The following is a 17,711-nucleotide window of genomic DNA, read 5'->3' as shown; positions in this document are numbered from 1 at the left end:
AGGGGGAGGCTGGGAGGGGGGTCACACATTGTCAGGGCTGCCCGCGGGCGGCCCTCTTGAAGGAAACAAAGATGTATACCGACACCATCAACAAGTGCGCCGCCAACGCGGCCCGCATCAATCGCTTCGAGCGCAGCGACAAGCTCGGCTTCTGGCTCAGCTCCGCCATGGCGGGGGCCTATGTGGGCCTTGGCATCATCCTCATCTTCACCCTGGGTAACCTGGTGGATCCGAGCATCCGTCCGCTGGTGATGGGGGCCACCTTCGGCATCGCCCTGACCCTGGTCATCATCGCCGGCTCCGAGCTGTTCACCGGCCACACCATGTTCCTCACCTTCGGGGTGAAGACCGGCAAGATCACCATGGCCGATCTGCTGCGCATCCTGCCGCAGACCTGGGCCGGCAACCTGCTCGGCTCCATCGCGGTGGCGCTGATCTACTCCTACGGCGGCAGCCTGCTGCCGGACGCGGGCAGCCTGGCGCACAAGGTCGCGCTGGCCAAGACCCAGGCACCGGCGCTGACCCTGTTCATGAAAGGTGTGCTGTGCAACTGGCTGGTCTGCCTCGCCATCTGGATGGCGCTGCGCACCGAGGGTGCCGCCAAGTTCATCGCCATCTGGTGGTGCCTGCTGGCCTTTATCGCCTCCGGCTACGAGCACTCGGTCGCCAACATGACCCTGTTCGCCCTCTCCTGGTTTGGTGCCCATTCCGAGGCCTACACCCTGGGTGGCATCGGCCACAACCTGCTGTGGGTGACCCTGGGCAACACCGTCTCCGGCGCCCTCTTCATGGGCCTCGGCTACTGGTATGCCACCCCCAAGGCTGAGCGCCCGGTCGCGGTGAGCGACGCCACCACCACTGCCAGCCAGACCCAAACCGCCTGATCCGGAGGCCCCATGGACTACTTGCCCATCTTTTGCCGACTCGACAACAAACCCGTGCTGCTGGTCGGTGGCGGCGAGGTAGCGGAGCGCAAGGCGCGCCTGCTGCTGGATACCGGTGCCCAGCTCACCGTGGTCGCCCCCGAGCTCGACCCCGAGCTGGCGGAACTGGCTGCCAACGGCAGCATCGAGTGGCTGGCCGGTGAATTCGCGCCGGCGCAACTGGCGGGCAAGTGGTTGGTGGTGGCCGCCACCGATCGGCGCGAGGTGAACGCCCTGGTCTACCAGAGCGCCAATCAGGCGCGGATCTTTGCCAACGTGGTGGATGACCCGAAACGCTCTAGCTTCATCATGCCGTCGATCATCGACCGCTCGCCGCTGATGGTGGCCATCTCCTCCGGCGGCAAGGCCCCGGTGCTGGCCCGCTTGCTGCGGGAAAAACTGGAAGCCCTGCTGCCCCAGCATCTGGGCGTCGTGGTGGCCTTCGCCGGCAGCCTGCGGGAGCGGGTCAAGGCTCGCTTCGCCAGCATGGGCGAGCGGCGCCGTTTCTGGGAGCGGCTGCTCGGGGCGGACCGGCTCGGGCAGGCGCTGGCCCGGGGCGATAGCGCCTCTGCCAATCAGCTGGCCGACAGCCTGTTTGCCGACGAGAGCCAGACCGCTGGCGAGGTGGTGCTGGTGGGAGCCGGCCCCGGCGATCCGGGTCTGCTCACCCTGCACGCCCTGCGCCAGATGCAGCAGGCCGACGTGGTGGTCTATGACCGGCTGGTCTCTGACGAGGTGATGGCGCTGGTGCGCCGGGATGCCAGGCGCATCTTCGTCGGCAAGCAGGCGGGCAACCACTGCGTGCCGCAGGAGGGGATCAACCAGCTCCTGCTGGAGGAGGCGCAGAAGGGGCAACGGGTGGTGCGGTTGAAGGGGGGTGACCCCTTCATCTTCGGCCGTGGCGGCGAGGAGCTGGAGACGCTGGTCGGCAGCGGCATCGGTTTTCAGGTGGTGCCGGGGATCACCGCGGCCAGCGGCTGTGCGGCCTACGCCGGCATTCCGCTGACCCACCGGGATCACGCCCAGAGCGTGCGCTTCGTCACCGCCCACGGCAAGGGTGGGGCCCGGGATCTCGACTGGCCGCTGCTGGCCAAAGATCGGCAAACGCTGGTCTTCTATATGGGGCTTTCATCCTGCGGGGTAATCCGCGATCAGCTGCTGGCCCACGGCAAGGGGGGCGACACCCCGGTGGCGCTGATTGAGCGCGGCACCCAGCCAAGCCAGCGGGTCATTCGCGGCACCCTGGATCAGTTGCCCGAACTGGCGATCGGAGTGGAGAGCCCAGCCCTTATCATGGTGGGATCCGTGGTGACCCTGGCTGACTCCCTCGCCTGGTTCGGGCAAGGAGGCGCCACAGACGCTGCCCTCGCCTCGGCCTGATCGCTGCATCCATTCCAACGCCACCCTCGGGTGGCGTTTCTTTTTCTGCATTTACTGTCATAACCTCTTGTTTTGAGTCTGGTATCCTATGGGGTGTGTCAGCCGGACCATCGCATTCAGGAATTCTGCTTCATGTCTCTCCCCGCCAAGAACAGCGCCAAACAGCGTGAACAAGACAGATCGCGCATTCTCACCCTGCTGCTGGCCGACGATGCCCTCACCGACAGCCTGCTCGACCCGCAAGGGGTGCAGGATGCCGAGCTGCGGGATCAGGCTGGCGAGCTCACCCGGCTGGTCAACAGCCTGCCGGCCGCCGATATCGCTGATGCGCTGGAATCCCTGCCGCCGGACGAGCGCCAGGTGCTGTGGCAGCAGGTGGATGCAGACAAGCACGGCCAGATCCTGGTGGAGGCATCGGAGACGGTATGGGACAGCCTCATCAGCGGCATGAGCGACAAGGAGCTGCTGCACGCCCTGCGCACCCTGGATATCGACGATCAGATCTATCTGGGCCAGTACCTGCCGCGCAACCTGATGGGGCGGCTGCTCACCTCCATGGCCCCCGATCAGCGCGACCGGGTGCGGGAGGTGATCCGCTACGGCAAACACACGGTCGGCGCCATGATGGACTTCGAGCTCATCACGGTGCGGGCCGAGGTGAGCCTGGCCACGGTGCAGCGCTACCTGCGCCTGCGCGGCAAGATCCCCGCCAACACCGACAAGCTGTTCGTCATCGACAGGCGCAACCGGCTGCAGGGGGAGCTGCCCCTCACCGCCGTGCTGCTGCACAAGCCGGAGACTCGAGTGGGGGACGTGATGGAGAAGAACCCCGTCACCTTCGATCCGGAAGACAACGACGAGGCGGCGGCCCGTACCTTCGAGCGGGACGATCTCGTCTCCGCCGCCGTGGTGGATGCCAAGGGCAAGCTGATGGGCCGGCTCACCGTCGCCGAGGTGGTGGACCTGGTCTATGAGGAGAGCGACACCGACCTGCGCCGCATGGGGGGGATCAGCGAGGAAGAAGACGTGTTCGCGCCCGTATCCAAGGCGGTCAAAACCCGCTGGGCCTGGCTCGCCATCAACCTCTGCACCGCCTTCGTGGCCTCCCGGGTCATAGGCCTGTTCGAGCACACCATCTCCCAGCTGGTGGCGCTGGCGGCCCTGATGCCCATCGTTGCCGGCATCGGCGGCAACACAGGCAACCAGACCATCACCATGATAGTGCGGGCCCTGGCGCTGCAGCACATCCAGACCGGCAACGTCTCCTTCCTGCTGTGGCGCGAGCTGGGGGTGGCCCTGATCAACGGCCTGGTGTGGGGCGGCACCATGGGGGTCGCCACCTACTTCCTCTATCAGGATGCGGCGCTCGGCGCCGTGATGACCCTCGCCATGATGCTCAACCTGCTGGTGGCGGCCCTGATGGGGGTCATCATCCCCATGACCATGAGCCGGCTGGGGCGCGACCCTGCGGTGGGGGCCAGCGTGATGATCACCGCCATCACGGACACCGGCGGCTTCTTCATCTTCCTCGGCCTGGCCACCCTGTTCCTGCTCTGAATCCGGTCTGCGATAAAAAGGGAGCCGCTGTGGCTCCCTTTTTCCATCAGAAGGTCAGTCACACCCGGTACAGCTCCACCGCCCGATTCAGCAGCCTGGCCTGCTCGCTCAAGCCCTGGCTGGAGTTGGCGTTGTCTTCCGCCATTTGGCTCGACGCCTGGGCGATGTCGCGGATACTGCTGACGTTGCGGTTCACCTCGTTGGCCACCAGGCTCTGCTGCTCGATGGCGGCGGCGATCTGGGTGCTCATGTCCATGATCCGGGTGACATCTTCCGTTATCTGGCCGAGCAGCCCGCCGGCCACCCTCGCCTGCTGCGCACTCTGATCGCCCTGCTCCCGGCAGAGCGCCATCCTGGCCACTATGCTGTCGGTCTGCTGCTGCAGGGAGTGGATGATGACGGCGATCTCCTGGGTCGACTGCTGGGTGCGGATGGCGAGGCTGCGTACCTCGTCCGCCACCACGGCGAAACCGCGACCCTGCTCCCCCGCCCGCGCCGCCTCGATGGCCGCATTGAGGGCCAGCAGGTTCGTCTGCTCGGCGATGCCGCGGATCACCCCCAGCACCGAGCCTATGGTCTCGCTCTCCTGCTGCAACCGGGCCACCTCGCCGGACGCCTGCTCCAGCTGGATCGCCAGAGCGTGGATCTGGTTGACGGTCTGCTCGACCGCGCCACGCCCCTCGCTGGCCTTGTGGTTGGTGGCCGCGGCATCGCTGGCGGCCTGTTCGGTGTTGCGGGCTATCTCCTCTATGGTGGAACCCATCTCGGTGGAGGCGGTCGCCACCTGATCCGTCTCCAGCAGCTGGCGCTGGGCCCCCTCGCTGGTGCGGCGCACATTGTCAGAGAGGTGATCCGCCGCCCCGGTCAGGGTGTTCACGCTCTGTTTCACGTCCCCTATCAGATGGCGGAAGCCATCCAGCATCACATCGAGATTGCCCGCCAGCTGCGCCATCTCGTCATCCCCCTTCAGGGCGATGCGCAGGCGCAGGTCGTTGTCCCGGCGGATGCGGTTGACGGTGTCATTGACCCGCGCGATGGGCCTGTCGATGCTGCGGCCCAGCAGCACGCTCATAAAACCGATGGCCAGGATGATCAAGGTGCCACAGGCCAGCATCAGCCGGTTGAAGCCCGTGGTCTGGCGGGCCAGCTCGTCGGCGACCTGCTGGCTGGCGCCCTTGAGGGCCTGCTCGGCCTGCTGCACCAGGGTGTGCATCTGGCCGCGCAGTCCGGACGTCTCCTTCAGCCCCAGCACCTGCATGCCCTGTACCAGGGCGACGAAATCCTGCCGGTACTGCTCGCTGGCCTGCTCCAGCTCGTTGCGCTGCGCCTGTGGCAGGCCGCCGAGCCCCTGCTGGAGGGCGGCATGCAGGGTCTGGAAACGCTCGAGGTACTGGATGTCCGAGCGCAGCATGAAGTCCTTCTCCGCGCGCCTCAGCTGCAGCATGGTGATGAGCAGAGTCTGCTGATCCTGCGCCTTGAGGGCCTCCTCCACCTTGTGCACCGCCGCCCTCAACCGGCCATAGAGGCCATCCTCCGGCCCCAGCCCGATCTTCTGCTGCTGGGCCACCAGCTCGTTGAAGGCCTTGCCATAGGCACCGAACTGGCGATCCAGGCCCGTCAACCCGGCCCGGGCGTTGCCCAGGCGGTCGTCCGCCTCCAGGGTCTGCTCCAGGGAGTGCACGTCCGCCAGCACGGCGTTGAACCGGTCGACGTCGGCCGGATCCTTGTGCAGCAAGAAGTCCTGTTCGGCCCCCCTCAGTTGCAACATGGCGCGCTCGAGTGCATCGACGCTGCGCTGTGCCTCCATCATGTGCCGACTCTCCTGGCTGGCGTAGAAGAAGAGCCCGCTCAGGGTCAGCATGGCCGTGGCAACCAGGGCGGTATTCAATATCAACTTGTGGCGGATCAGCACGATAAACCTCTGGGGATCTGGGGGTGGACTGCATCGATCGCGGGCAGAATACGTTATCCATATGTCCGTTCAAGGAATATTCATTGAAATGCCAACCCCACTCCTTATACTGGATCCACCTGTTTCCAGCGGTGGATCTGACACAATGGAATACAACACTTCAGAACTGTGCGACATCTATCAGGACATGGTGGATGTGCTCGAACCCATGCTCTGCTCCTTCGGCGGCCGCGCCTCTTTCGGCGGCGTCATCACCACGGTCAAATGCTTCGAATCAAACGGCCTGATCCGTGAGCTGGTCAAGGAGAACGGCGCCGGTCGCGTGCTGCTGATCGACGGCGGCGGCTCCATGCGCCGCGCCCTGATCGACAGCGAGATCGCCACCACGGCGGCGGAGAACGAGTGGGAAGGGATCGTCTGCTACGGCTGCGTGCGCGAGGTCGACATTCTGGAAGACTTGGATATCGGCATTCAGGCGCTGGCTGCCATTCCGGTGGGTGCCGACAGCAAGGATATCGGAGAGACCGACCTGCCGGTCAACTTCGGCGGCGTTACCTTCCTGCCAGACGATCACCTCTACGCCGATACCACAGGGGTCATCCTCTCCCCCGATGCCCTCGACATCGAGTAAGCGGACACAGACTGAAGATGGGAGCCCTGGCTCCCATTTTTTATGACTGGGCTCAGTCTGCAAGGATCTGAAAAAGAACAAAAAAAGAGGGCCAGTAAACTACTGGCCCCTTAACTGGAAGCAATGTGAGCAATGTCGTGCGTTCACAAGAAGTCCATCACGTTGGAACAAATGAAGTCTTTCCCGGAAAACAAGGTAACAATAATCATTCTCATTTAACTGTGCAAGCCTTATTTGCAAGAAATGCGAAAAAAATGACCACCCCAGGGTGGTCATCCTCCATCAGGCTTGACGGGCCGCGGTTTGCAGGCCGTCCAGCCCTGCCTCCCCCACCAGCTTGCGGCTGAGGTAGCGCAGCAGCACGCCGTAGAGCGGCACAAACAACCCCAGGCTTATCAGCAGCTTGAACACGTAGTCCACGGTCGCTATCTCGACCCAGTGCTCGGCCATGAAGGGATCCGTGCTGCGCCAGAAAGCGATGCTGAAGAAGGCGATGGTGTCCACCAGATTGCCGAACAGGGTGGAGGCCGCCGGTGCCACCCACCAGGCTTTCAGCAGGCGCAGGCGGTTGAACACCACCACATCCATGAACTGGCCCACCAGATAGGCCATAAAGCTGGCCAGGGCGATGCGCGCCACGAAGAGGTTGAACTCCGCCAGGTTGCCCACCCCCTGGAAACTGCCCTCGAAGAACAGCACCGACAGGGCATAGGAGATGGCCAGCGCCGGCAGCATCACGGTCTGGATGATCTTGCGGGCCAGGCCGGCGCCGAAGATCCGCACCGTCAGATCGGTGGCCAGGAAGATGAACGGGAAGCTGAAGGCACCCCAGGTGGTGTGGAAGCCGAAGATGGTGATCGGCAGCTGCACCAGGTAGTTACTGCCGGCGATGATCAGGATGTGGAACAACGAGAGACGCATCAGTGCCGTCTGGTACTGAGCCGGAGTCAGGTTCATATTGTGACCTTTTTGGTTAATGGGGTTAGGGAACCCATATCGCCACCATGGCGATAATCGAGGGGCGCGATTATACGCCCCAATACCGATAGTTCAATCTTTATGCTGTCACGCTGGCTCGCCACGGCAGTCGCCAAAGGACGACGTCATGGGCTCCTCCAGCCACGGCTCACCCTTTATGCCGTCGGCCCAGCCAGAGCACGACCTCGCCATCGGCGGGGTGCACAGCCGTCAGCCAGCAGCCGCTGTGATGCTCATACTCCAGCCGCAGCCGGCTGCCTTCGAACTCCAGCAGCCAGCCGTGGCGATCGGCGCCCCACTCCCGCTCGATCGCCGCCAGCTCCCACTCCCGCAGCAGCCCCTCGGCCAGGGCCGGAAAGTTGTCCCAGTCAAGGCCCGGGCAATCCAGCATCAGCACGCCAGCGCCCTCATCAATGCCCACCACTTGCCAGTTCATCCCTTTCATCCGGGTCCTCAACTGCTGCAAGAGAGCTCGCCGCCGCAATACCATGCCGGTTGCGGAGTAGCGAGATCCTCGTATTCGGGCTGCTCTGCATAGGGCTGCTGCAGGGCCGCAAACAGCTGCTCGAACGGCGCCATCTCACCTCCCTCGGCAGCCTCTATCACCCGCTGGGCCAGGGCGTTGCGCAGCACATACTTGGGGTTGACGGCATCCATGCGCGCCTTGCGCGCCCCATCCTCGCTCCCTTCCCTGGCCAGGCGCGCCCGATAGGTTTCGAGCCATTCCTGCCAGGCGGCCGGATCCGGCAACAGCGCCAGCAGAGCGGTGGGCCAGGTCCCCTGTACGGTCAGCTCCCCGAGCCTTCGCAGGAAGAGGTGGTAATCCACCCCGTGCACCGCAAGCAGCCGGAACAGCTCGCGGAACAGGGCAGGATCCTCGTCTTCCCAGCTCGCCAGTCCCAGTTTTTCGCGCATCAGCTCGGAGTAGTGCAGCATCAGCTGGTGTTCATACTGGGCCAGGGCCGCCGCCAGGGCGTCGCCATCCACATGACCGGCCAGCGCCTGGGCCAGCTTCTGCAGGTTCCAGTACCCCACCGCCGGCTGCTGATCCAGCGCATAGCGACCGCCCGGATCCGAGTGGTTGCAGACGAAGTCCGGCACATAGGCGTCGATGAAGCCGTAGGGGCCGTAATCCAGGGTCAGGCCGAGCAGGGACATGTTGTCTGTGTTCATCACTCCGTGGCAGAAGCCCGCCGCCTGCCACTTGGCGATGAGCCGCGCGGTGCGGCGCACCACTTCGGCAAACAGCTCGGCACCATCGGCCAGCTCGGGGAAATGGTGGCGCAGCAGATAGTCGATGAGGGCCGGGATCCGCTCCCCCTGCCCGCTCCAGGCGAAATACTCGACGTGGCCGAAGCGCAGATGACTCGGGGCGGTACGCAGCACGGTCGCGCCCGTCTCCACCTGCTCGCGGTAGACCGGCTCCTGGCTGCCCACCAGCACCAGTGCCCGGGTGGTGGGAATACCGAGGGCATGCAGCGCCTCGGAGGCCAGATACTCGCGAATGCTGGAGCGCAGCACGGCGCGGCCATCGCCGAAACGGGAGAAGGGGGTCTTGCCCGCCCCTTTCAGGTGCAGGTCCCAGCGGCTGCCATCCGGCGCCTGCTGCTCTCCCAGCAGCAGGGCACGGCCATCGCCAAGACGCGGGCTGTAGCCGCCGAACTGGTGGCCCGCATAGACCTGGGCCACCGGCTGCATGCCGGGCAAGGGCAGCCCATGGCCACAGCAGGCCAGCCAGTCGGCCTCGCTCACCGCCCCCAGCCCCAGCTCGCCGAGCAGCGCACGGTTGAGGTGCAGCAGGCCGGGGGCATGCAGTGGCTGGGGTGCGACGGGCTCACAGGCCCAGGGCAGTTCGGTGGCAAAAGTGTTGATCAGCTTCATGGTGGTGCGGTTCGTCCCTGCGTATGCTCGTGTCACTCTTTATACCGCCGTCGGCCAGCACTGGCTAACGGACGATGCGCTATTTCATTTCAAGGAGAAGAAGATGCAAAGGTGGTTGGGCGCCCTGCCCCTGTTGCTGTTGTTGTGGGGGCCGGCCCAGGCGGCCGATGTCGACGCGGGCAAGGCCAAGGCGGCGGTCTGTGCCGCCTGCCACGGCGTGGATGGCAAGGCGAGCGTGCCCGTCTATCCCCACCTGGCTGGCCAGAATGCCGCCTATCTGGTGAAACAGCTGAAGGCCTTCAAGGATGGCAGCCGCAAGGAGCCCCTGATGGCGCCCTTCATGGCGGCGCTCACCGAGGCGGACATGGAGAACCTGGCCGCCTACTACGCCAGCCTGAAGTAGCCTGGCGACGCCCTATCCCCGATGCGGTCGATTACGCTGCGCTAATCGACCCTACCGCCGGCAGTAGTCGATGATAAGGTCCATAAAGGCCTCCCCGAAGCGCTCCAGCTTGCGGTGACCCACGCCGTTGACCGCCAGCATCTCGTCCTCGGTCATCGGCATCAGCTGCGCCATCTCCACCAGGGTCGCGTCGTTGAACACCACGTAGGGCGGCACCTCCTCCTCCTCGGCGATCTGCTTGCGCAGGGCGCGCAGCTCCTTGAACAGCCGCTTGTCGTAGTTGGCGCTGTCGAGCAGGCCGTTACGCTTCTCCTTGCGGCTGGAGATGGGCTGCAGACGCGGTACCGCCAGATCCAGCTTCACCTCGCCGCGCAGCACCGGGCGGGCCGCCTCGGTGAGCTGCAGCACCAGGTTGCGGGTGATGTTCTGGGTCAAGAGCCCCTTGTGGATCAGCTGGCGGATGACGCTCATCCAGTACTCGTGGCTCTGATCCTTGCCGATGCCATAGGTGGAGAGCTTGTCGTGGCCGTGATCCTTGATGCGCTGATTGAGCGAGCCGCGCAGCACCTCGACCACGTAGCCCACCCCGAAGGCCTGCCCCACCCGCCAGACGCAGGAGAGCGCCTTCTGGGCATCTTCGGTACCGTCATAGCTCTGGGGCGGATCGAGGCAGATGTCGCAGTTGCCGCACGGCTTGTCGTTGTACTCGCCGAAGTAGTTGAGCAGCACCTGGCGACGGCAGGTCTGTGCCTCGGCGAAGGCCGCCATCACGTTGAGCTTGTACTGCTCCACCTGCAGCTGCTGGGGGTTCTCGATGTTGTCGAGCAGGCGGCGCACCCGGCCGATGTCGGCGGGATCGTAGAGCAGCAGCGCCTCGGCCGGGGTGCCGTCACGACCGGCGCGGCCGGTCTCCTGATAGTAGGACTCGATGTTCTTGGGGATGTCGTAGTGCACCACGAAGCGCACATTCGGCTTGTCGATGCCCATGCCGAACGCCACCGTCGCCACCACGATCTCGATGTCGTCCTTGAGGAAGGCCTCCTGGGTCTGCTGGCGCAGCTCCAGCGGCAGGCCGGCGTGATAGGGGGCCGCCTTGCAGCCGTGGCGGGAGAGCCGCTCGGCCACCTCCTCCACCCGGTTGCGGCTGGAGCAGTAGACGATGCCGCAGTTGCCCTTCTGGCTCTGCACATAGCGCAGCAGCTGTTCCGCCGCCTTGAACTTCTCCACCAGGCTGTAGCGGATATTGGGCCGGTCGAAGCTGGCGGTGTGGATAAAGGGATCGCTCAGTTCCAACCGGTGCAGCATATCGCTGCGGGTCGCCTCGTCGGCGGTGGCGGTGAGCGCCACCACGGGTACCTGGGGGAACCACTGCTTGAGCCGCCCCAGCGCCGCGTATTCCGGCCGAAAATCGTGGCCCCACTGGGAGACGCAGTGCGCCTCGTCGATGGCGAACAGGCCGAGCGGCAGCTCCGCCAGCCGATCCATGAATTCGTGTTGCAGCAGCCGCTCGGGGGAGACGTAGACGATCTTTATCTCGCCGCGGCGCATGGCGGCGAAGGCCTGGATCATCTCCTCCCGGCTCAGGGCCGAGTTGATGTAGACCGCTGCCACCCCGTTGGCGCGCAGACTGTCCACCTGATCCTTCATCAGCGAGATAAGCGGCGAGACGACCACCCCCAGGCCGGGGCGCAGCAGCGCCGGGATCTGGTAGCAGAGGGACTTGCCGCCACCGGTGGGCTTGAGTACCAGGGCATCGCGCCCCGCCACTATCTGCTCGATGATCTCGAGCTGGCCCGGCCTGAATTGCTGATAGCCAAACACCGCCTGCAGCAGGGCAAGGGGGGTATCGGGCAAGGTATCGGCAATCGCGGTCATGGGCTCTCCTTTGGGGTCGCCATTCTAAAGCAGCCGCCGCTCACAATAAACCTGGCATTGCGACTGTTAAGGAAGTGTTGCAGACTGGCTGGAGTTTTTACTCGGCTTTGATGACAGGGATCGGACTCAGAGAATGAAACAGATGCTCAAGAAGATGGCGCTCAGTGGCATTGCCAACCTGTTCGCCGAGAAGATGCCCTTCAACAAGCTGATCGGCATGCAGGTGACCCACTACGACTTCGACAGGGTGGAGCTGCGCATCAGGATGGAGGAGAAGCTGGTCGGCAACCCCTTCCACAACATCCTGCACGGCGGCGTCACCGCCAGCCTGCTGGACGTGGCCGGCGGCATGATAGTGGCGGCCTCCTGCATCGACGAGCTGGAGGACTTCTCCCCCAGCTACCTCAAGGAGCGCTTCTCCCGCCTCGGCACCATAGACCTCCGGGTGGACTACCTGCGCCCGGGGCGCGGCAACGAGTTCATCGCCACCGCCCACATCATCCGGGCCGGCAGCAAGGTGGCCGTCGCCCGTATGGAACTGCACAATGAAGAAGGGACCCACATCGCCTTCGGCACCGGCACCTACCTGGTCGGATAGTGGCCTTTATTGAATAAAAAGTGCGCTTCTAAGCCGATTTTAATCATTAGAATTGCTACCCCCCTCCGTCGGCCAAGGTCCATACTGAAAGTCGGGATTCTGTGCAGAGGGAGGATTGCAGACGATGAGCGCGACACTGGCTACCCAACCATCCAGAGCCTTGTTGACACAGCTCGAGGCCATGCGCGAACAGGTGCAGACGCCTGAGTGTCGTCACTGGTTGGAACAGGAGCTGGAGGGGTATTCTCTCTGTTCACCCCTGCCCTGGTATCGCATCATTGCCTGTCGGCAACGCGGTCACTTCCTGAATCTGAAGACGGGAAAATATCTGACTTGCCACATCGGCAGCCAAACGCTAAGCCAACGCGACCTGGCCCAAGTTCAGTTCATCTATGCCCGTGAACCCGCCGCCCACTATTTGCTGCGTCATGATTCCCATATCGAGCCCTGGCCAGAACAACTGCTGGAAGCGTATCGAGAGCAGTTGATCCCCGGCCATCTCTGCCTGCAAGCCTGGCATGAGCCCGTGTCTTCGTTGCGCTCACAACTGGTGGAGGGTCTCGAACACTTCATCAGCGAGTACCCCAAGCATGCGGCTCTGCAAACTCAACACGGCTTCAAGGCATTGCGCCATCAACACTGGCATATCTGATCACGCGCCTGGCGCGCAAGGAGGGCACCATCGACAAGACCCACAACGAGATTGCCACAATCTAGAGTGCCGGAGTCAGGATCAGACTCCACCCGTGGGGCCACCGAGCGGTGGCCCTTTTAATTGGGCGCCATGCCCCGTCCATCTCCCCGCCATTCAGACACGCCTGTCAGTGCCGAATATCCAACTGCACGCGATACGGCCCTTGGTGGAGAGCTGTCAGCAAGACCCCAGGTCCGGGACAGCACCACCCCATGTTCCCCACGATCCCTGCAGACAGCTGCCATGGGGGTGAACCGCCTCAGCGCGACAAGATGACGGCAGGCACCGACTCCCACAAGCCGCCGGCTGGCGCGCTGGTGCCTCATCTTGTCGAAGCTCGCCGATGCTCTGCCAACCCGGCTCCCTCACGCCTGGCCGTCCGTATGCCGGCCACAAGACACCAGCAGCAGCCCTGCCCCCTGTCTGACCGCACAGTGGCAAGGCACCGAGCAGGTGCTGCCAAACCCACCACATACAGCCACCGCCTTGCCCGCCAGATTAAAAAGAGGGCCCGGCTTGCGCCGGGCCCTCGCTGGACACCTTGTGTGCGGCCTCTTTACGGCCCGGTACACAGGTAGTTGTTGTTGTACTGGTCAAGCGACGTGGCGAGGTTGTTCGCCTCGGTCGCAAATTGACCCTTCTTCGGATAATCCCCCATCCCGGTGAAGCTCACCGCATAGCTCGGCGGTGCGCCATCGAGGATGGCCTGGCCAGCAACCATAGCCGTGGCCGCATTCGGGCACACACCGGCCCCAGCCTGTGCGTTCAGCTTCGCGGCAAGCAGTTGCGCCGCCATGTTGAACGCCGGATCGCTCGACTTCTGCTTGCCGCTCCCGACATCCTGCTTGCTCAGGATACGTACGGCCTCCTGGCAGGTATCCACGAACAGGTTGCCGATGTAGACTCCGCCACCGGCGAAGGAGGCCAGCGTCTGGTCAAGCACGGGGTTCTGTTTGCCATTGGATTTGGCGCAGGACGCCCAGTTCCGCCAGAAACCGATGGTCAATGCACGACCCCCTGGGGGCGGTGTGTTGTCGATCCTGAACACCTTGGTTTCGCCCGGACCCACCTCGAAGTCGCCACAGAGTATGCTGTTGTCGACATTCGGGTTGATGACGACACCATCCGGTGGCATGAAGGCATTCGGCACGAAGGTTCCGAAGTTGGTGAGCCACCCCGGACCCACGATCTCGCAGATCTGGTAGGTCTGGCCGGGGATGAGCTCCTGCGTAAACGCCAGGGTGCCGCCGTTCCCGGCATTGGCCGACATCGACTCCAGAGTCTCGCCGATGGAGAAGGTAGTAGCCCCCTGCCGCAGCACGAAGGTGAACGAGTAGCTGCCCAGATCGCCGCTGCCGTTCAAGGTCTTGAGGACCTGTGCCCTGCCGCGTTCCCGGTTCAGGAACGAGCAGGAGAAGACCTTGCCTGCATCCTCCGGATAGTCGACCGTGAAGTCGCAGACCTTGTCCTGGATCGGTGAGTCCGGATTGGCCGAAATCAGATCCCAGCCCGCCTTGGTGGTCTCCACGACCGTGTAGGTACCCTCGGTCATGAGCAGCAGGTCACCACCGCCCCCCTGGAAGGTACCGTAACCCGCACCCGCGCCGACTTCTTGCGTGCTCAGCAGCGCGCCGCCCGGACCATACAGCTTGAAGGTCCAGTAGTAGTCGTCATCCGAGCTTTCCAGCGCCGGCTCCGTGGTCTTCTCCACCTGTGCCTTGGCAGGCTCGTCCGTCGGCTCGTTCTGGAAGTCGACGGTTGCCGAGCAACGGGTCGCCATGCCGTCTTCGAGCTGGAGGTTCACCGTCCTGGGATTCGGGTACACCGTTGGATCGCGCGGATCGGCCAGACCGATGGGAACGCCCGTGTCGCTGCCGGCGGCGAAGAACATGCTGCCCTGCTCCTCGACGTAATAGGTGTCGGGAACCAGGCCCCATGCCGTGACGGACTGCGTCGTCGCGCCACCGCCCGTGAAGGTGATGACCTTGGTCTTGCTGAATGTGCCATCATTGGCGCGGGTAATGTGGAACGTTATCTCGAGCTTCTCGCCCGTATCCAGGAAGCTGGGGATGCTCTTCTCGATGGTGAGTTTGGCCTTGGCCGAGGAGGCGATCGGGATCTGCAGCTCGTCGGTGCTGGCTGCGAATCCGTCCGACGCGGTCAGGTAGGCGGTATCTCTCAATACGCCTGTCGTGACCCGCTTGGGATCATCGAGGTAGACCTCCTTGTTGAAGGTAATGGAACCGCTGTCTGTCTGGCCTGTCACCTGCCACCCTACCACGCCATCCGTCTTGTCGCCCGCGAGGTAGCCGTACAGGAAGCCGCCGAGTGACGGTGTTGCGACTGAATAGGTCAGGCCATCGCCGTCGATCTCCTCCACGTCCTTGATGGTCGTCGAAGCATTGGTGATGGCGCCCTGCTGGATCTGGGCGTCCGCGACCGCCGTCGTCGTGCCCGGCACCGCGATGCCGGTTGCCTTGTCCGTATAGACTCCTGACACCTCGTTGTGCAGCCAGTCGCCGACTTTGCCCGCCGTGGCCGCATCGAATTCGACCGTGAATTCGGCGACCATGCCGTTGAAGCCGGGGGCGAGGTCGAACGGACCCTCATTGTAGGTGCCCAGCAAGGTGCCACTGTTGTTCGAGCCCTTATAGAGCTTGTCCGTCAAGTCGATGGTGATGGTGCGCGCGGCCGGGTTCTTCGCGTTCAGCACTATGTTGACCGCGACCTTGCCGCCGATGACCTCCGCCTTGGTCCAGGTCACCGTGATCTGGACGGGCAGGGATGCCGGCGCGTCACTGCGACAGACGTTGCCGAAGTCCAGAGTATCTTCGGTTCCCTTGGAGATATTCCAGGTCTGCTCCGCCCCCTGGTGAGCCGTCATCATCTTGGATATTTCCTGCGGTTCGATCTCCTTGACGGGGATCGACACATCCCGTGCGCCAGCGCCCCCCGTGCCGAGATCCTCGGCCAGGAGATTGGCGTGCAGCGACGAGCCCGGGAACAGGTGCGACCCCAGGGCCAGCCGGCCGTAGTAGTCGTAAACGCAGGTGGTGTTTTTCGCCTGAGTGACCGTGATCAACCGGTAAATCGAGACGTCGGTTCCGCCGATGCCGGGATCCAATGGCGTTTGCTGTGTCGATTGGGCCGCCACGCAGGATGCGCTCGACTTGCCCACATTCAGCACGGGGGCCGACAGGATGTCATATCCGGGTTTGCCTGCATCCTCGTTGTCCAGTACCACCCCCAGGGTGTATGTCTGGCTGGCCGGGGCCGAATTGCCGGCCTGCAGCGTGATGCGGTAAGGAACGAGGTCGAGTTCGTTCCACGTCTTGCCTAGGTTGCCTGTGGTGTAGTCCTCGTCGGGGCAGATGAAGGGACCGCCATCGGGGAAGGTGAAGCTCGCATCTTTGCGGCAGCCCTCCAGCGTAGTCTGGACCCCAACGGGGTCGGCGGCCTGTGTCGGCGTCGTGCCGAGCAGTCCGAGCGTGAGCACGGCCCCCAGCATAGTCGCCCATCGTTTACTGACGAACATGTCGATCTCTCCTTGACGTTGTCCTCGTGTGGCCGGGTGGCGCCGATCAACACGGACACCTGCGACCGCCTGTCGTCATGACGAGAGCGATGGAGCAAGCCATATGCCAGCGGGTGGAGAGTGAAAAAACAAGGGGTTACAGGAACTGATGCCGAGACCTGTCACAGGCCTGAAACAGGGGGCACCCCGCAACCCGCCATGGGGAACGGCAATGCGTTGATAAATAAACCAAACGAACCAGGCACACACTGTATCGGGATTGATACTGGGGAGCTCAGGGTCATGCAACGGGAGAAGAAGGGGGCGAAGAGGACATGCCCACCAGAACGGGAAGGCCGGAAAAGCACAAGGGCCTAGCCTAAGCTAAGCCCTTGTTGAATTTGGTCGGTGTGAGAGGATTCGAACCTCCGACCCCTTCGTCCCGAACGAAGTGCGCTACCAAGCTGCGCTACACACCGATGTCTGCGGGGCGAGAATTTACCGAAAGCCCCGACCCGACACAAGCCTTTTTTTGCATTCACATCAAAAAAATGGCTTTCCGCTCAACAATTCAGCGCATCGAGGAAAAAACGAGCGCGACCGTCCTCCTGTGACGTCATCACGCCTGCGGCGGCACCTGGAACTCGGCCGGCCCCAGCAGACGCCGGCGCCAGTCCGCCACCACACCATGCTCCAGCCAATGAGCCGCATGCTGGCGCCAGTTGGGAGAGAGGGCAGGATTCTCCAGCAGCAGTTGCAGATCCTCCTCGTTGCGGGTCTGGTTGAACAAGATGTCGGCGGTGCGCTTCACCGTCAGCTCGGGGTAGGGCCTGTCCACCAATACCAGCTCGGCCTGGGGGGCCACCCTTCCCTCTTCCAGCACCCGCAGCAGCCAGCCGCAGCGACCATTGAGCTGCATCACCTGGGAGAGCTGACCATAGCCAAAGCGCTGGTTGAGCTTGAAACAGGGGGATCTCGGCTGGCTGATCTGGATCAGCGCCTCGCCGAGACGATAGACATCGCCGATGCAGGCCTGCGTCTCGCCGAGCCCCAGGCCAGAGAGATTCTCGCCGAAGGCGGCGGGCTGCCAGGGGGTGCGGGGCGCGGGCAGGCCCAGCGCGGTTTGCCAGGTCTTCCACCAGGGGTAGTGATCCGCAGGATAATGGTGCAGGGCCCGATCCGGGCCGCCGTGATGGCGTCGGTCGCTCTGCTCATCCCCGCGAAGGCCGAGGAAGCCGCACCACAGGGGTGTGTCGACAGGCTGCTTGTGGATGGCACTGACGAGGCCAGGAGCCTGTTCGGGGTTCAGTTCGGCGCTCTGGCCGATAAAGAGGGAGATCCGCATTCCATTCTCCTGACGGATGG

General features: G+C 63.7%; 14 protein-coding genes and 1 tRNA gene. 7 read left to right on the top strand and 8 right to left on the bottom strand.

Annotated features, from left to right (window positions below; all coding sequences use genetic code 11):
• The first annotated feature begins 71 nt into the window (after positions 1-71).
• From nirC to mgtE, 3 genes are all read left to right on the top strand, one after another.
• The gene (nirC, locus tag BN1132_RS09735; protein ID WP_042077142.1) at positions 72-884 is read left to right on the top strand and encodes a nitrite transporter NirC; all 813 of its coding nucleotides are present in this window, start codon (positions 72-74) and stop codon (positions 882-884) included.
• 12 nt (positions 885-896) lie between these two features.
• On the top strand, positions 897-2,303 hold the full coding sequence (gene cysG / locus BN1132_RS09730) for a siroheme synthase CysG (RefSeq protein WP_042077140.1): 1,407 nt from the start codon (positions 897-899) through the stop codon (positions 2,301-2,303).
• A 132-nt stretch (positions 2,304-2,435) separates the two neighbouring features.
• A complete protein-coding gene (gene mgtE, locus BN1132_RS09725) occupies positions 2,436-3,860 on the top strand; it encodes a magnesium transporter (protein ID WP_042077138.1) in 1,425 nt (474 codons plus the stop codon).
• Between the two features lie 58 nt (positions 3,861-3,918).
• On the opposite strand, the gene BN1132_RS09720 is transcribed toward mgtE, so the two are convergent.
• The gene (locus BN1132_RS09720) at positions 3,919-5,772 is read right to left on the bottom strand and encodes a methyl-accepting chemotaxis protein (RefSeq protein WP_042077136.1); all 1,854 of its coding nucleotides are present in this window, start codon (positions 5,770-5,772) and stop codon (positions 3,919-3,921) included.
• A gap of 145 nt (positions 5,773-5,917) precedes the next feature.
• Between BN1132_RS09720 and rraA the strand changes: the two genes are divergently transcribed.
• The gene (gene rraA / locus BN1132_RS09715) at positions 5,918-6,403 is read left to right on the top strand and encodes a ribonuclease E activity regulator RraA (RefSeq protein WP_042077135.1); all 486 of its coding nucleotides are present in this window, start codon (positions 5,918-5,920) and stop codon (positions 6,401-6,403) included.
• A 282-nt stretch (positions 6,404-6,685) separates the two neighbouring features.
• Here rraA and BN1132_RS09710 read toward each other — a convergent pair whose 3' ends face one another.
• The 3 genes from BN1132_RS09710 to BN1132_RS09700 all read right to left on the bottom strand — a co-directional run bounded on the left by BN1132_RS09710 (position 6,686) and on the right by BN1132_RS09700 (position 9,262).
• Complete coding sequence (locus BN1132_RS09710; RefSeq protein WP_042077133.1) at positions 6,686-7,360, bottom strand: 7-cyano-7-deazaguanine/7-aminomethyl-7-deazaguanine transporter; 675 nt, start codon at positions 7,358-7,360, stop codon at positions 6,686-6,688.
• A gap of 169 nt (positions 7,361-7,529) precedes the next feature.
• Positions 7,530-7,817: a DUF3630 family protein gene (locus BN1132_RS09705; RefSeq protein WP_042077132.1), complete on the bottom strand. Its 288-nt coding sequence runs from the start codon at positions 7,815-7,817 to the stop codon at positions 7,530-7,532.
• Positions 7,818-7,834: 17 nt separating this feature from the next.
• The gene (locus BN1132_RS09700) at positions 7,835-9,262 is read right to left on the bottom strand and encodes a protein adenylyltransferase SelO (protein WP_042077131.1); all 1,428 of its coding nucleotides are present in this window, start codon (positions 9,260-9,262) and stop codon (positions 7,835-7,837) included.
• A 103-nt stretch (positions 9,263-9,365) separates the two neighbouring features.
• On the opposite strand from BN1132_RS09700, the gene BN1132_RS09695 reads away from it, so the two are divergent.
• Positions 9,366-9,665, top strand: coding sequence for a c-type cytochrome (locus BN1132_RS09695; protein WP_042077129.1), 300 nt, complete (start codon positions 9,366-9,368; stop codon positions 9,663-9,665).
• A gap of 51 nt (positions 9,666-9,716) precedes the next feature.
• Here BN1132_RS09695 and recQ read toward each other — a convergent pair whose 3' ends face one another.
• Positions 9,717-11,540 (bottom strand): ATP-dependent DNA helicase RecQ, encoded by a 1,824-nt coding sequence (gene recQ, locus BN1132_RS09690; RefSeq protein WP_042077127.1) that lies wholly within the window; start codon positions 11,538-11,540, stop codon positions 9,717-9,719.
• A gap of 133 nt (positions 11,541-11,673) precedes the next feature.
• On the opposite strand from recQ, the gene BN1132_RS09685 reads away from it, so the two are divergent.
• Together BN1132_RS09685 and BN1132_RS19560 are read left to right on the top strand one after the other, a co-directional pair.
• Positions 11,674-12,138: a thioesterase family protein gene (locus BN1132_RS09685; protein ID WP_042077125.1), complete on the top strand. Its 465-nt coding sequence runs from the start codon at positions 11,674-11,676 to the stop codon at positions 12,136-12,138.
• Positions 12,139-12,262: 124 nt separating this feature from the next.
• The gene (locus BN1132_RS19560; protein WP_084202773.1) at positions 12,263-12,790 is read left to right on the top strand and encodes an AbiTii domain-containing protein; all 528 of its coding nucleotides are present in this window, start codon (positions 12,263-12,265) and stop codon (positions 12,788-12,790) included.
• Positions 12,791-13,388: 598 nt separating this feature from the next.
• Here the strand turns inward: BN1132_RS19560 and BN1132_RS09680 are convergent.
• The 3 genes from BN1132_RS09680 to BN1132_RS09670 form a co-directional block, all read right to left on the bottom strand.
• Positions 13,389-16,367, bottom strand: a complete 2,979-nt coding sequence (locus tag BN1132_RS09680) for a hypothetical protein (protein WP_157005392.1) — start codon at positions 16,365-16,367, stop codon at positions 13,389-13,391.
• Between the two features lie 381 nt (positions 16,368-16,748).
• Positions 16,749-16,825: transfer RNA gene (locus BN1132_RS09675), tRNA-Pro, on the bottom strand.
• Between the two features lie 140 nt (positions 16,826-16,965).
• The gene (locus tag BN1132_RS09670; protein ID WP_042077123.1) at positions 16,966-17,691 is read right to left on the bottom strand and encodes an MOSC domain-containing protein; all 726 of its coding nucleotides are present in this window, start codon (positions 17,689-17,691) and stop codon (positions 16,966-16,968) included.
• Positions 17,692-17,711: the final 20 nt, after the last annotated feature.

Source organism: Aeromonas sanarellii (genome assembly GCF_000820085.1).
Lineage (GTDB): Bacteria > Pseudomonadota > Gammaproteobacteria > Enterobacterales > Aeromonadaceae > Aeromonas > Aeromonas sanarellii.
Note: the sequence above shows the minus strand (reverse complement) of the source record. Positions and strands in the feature narration are given on the sequence as shown.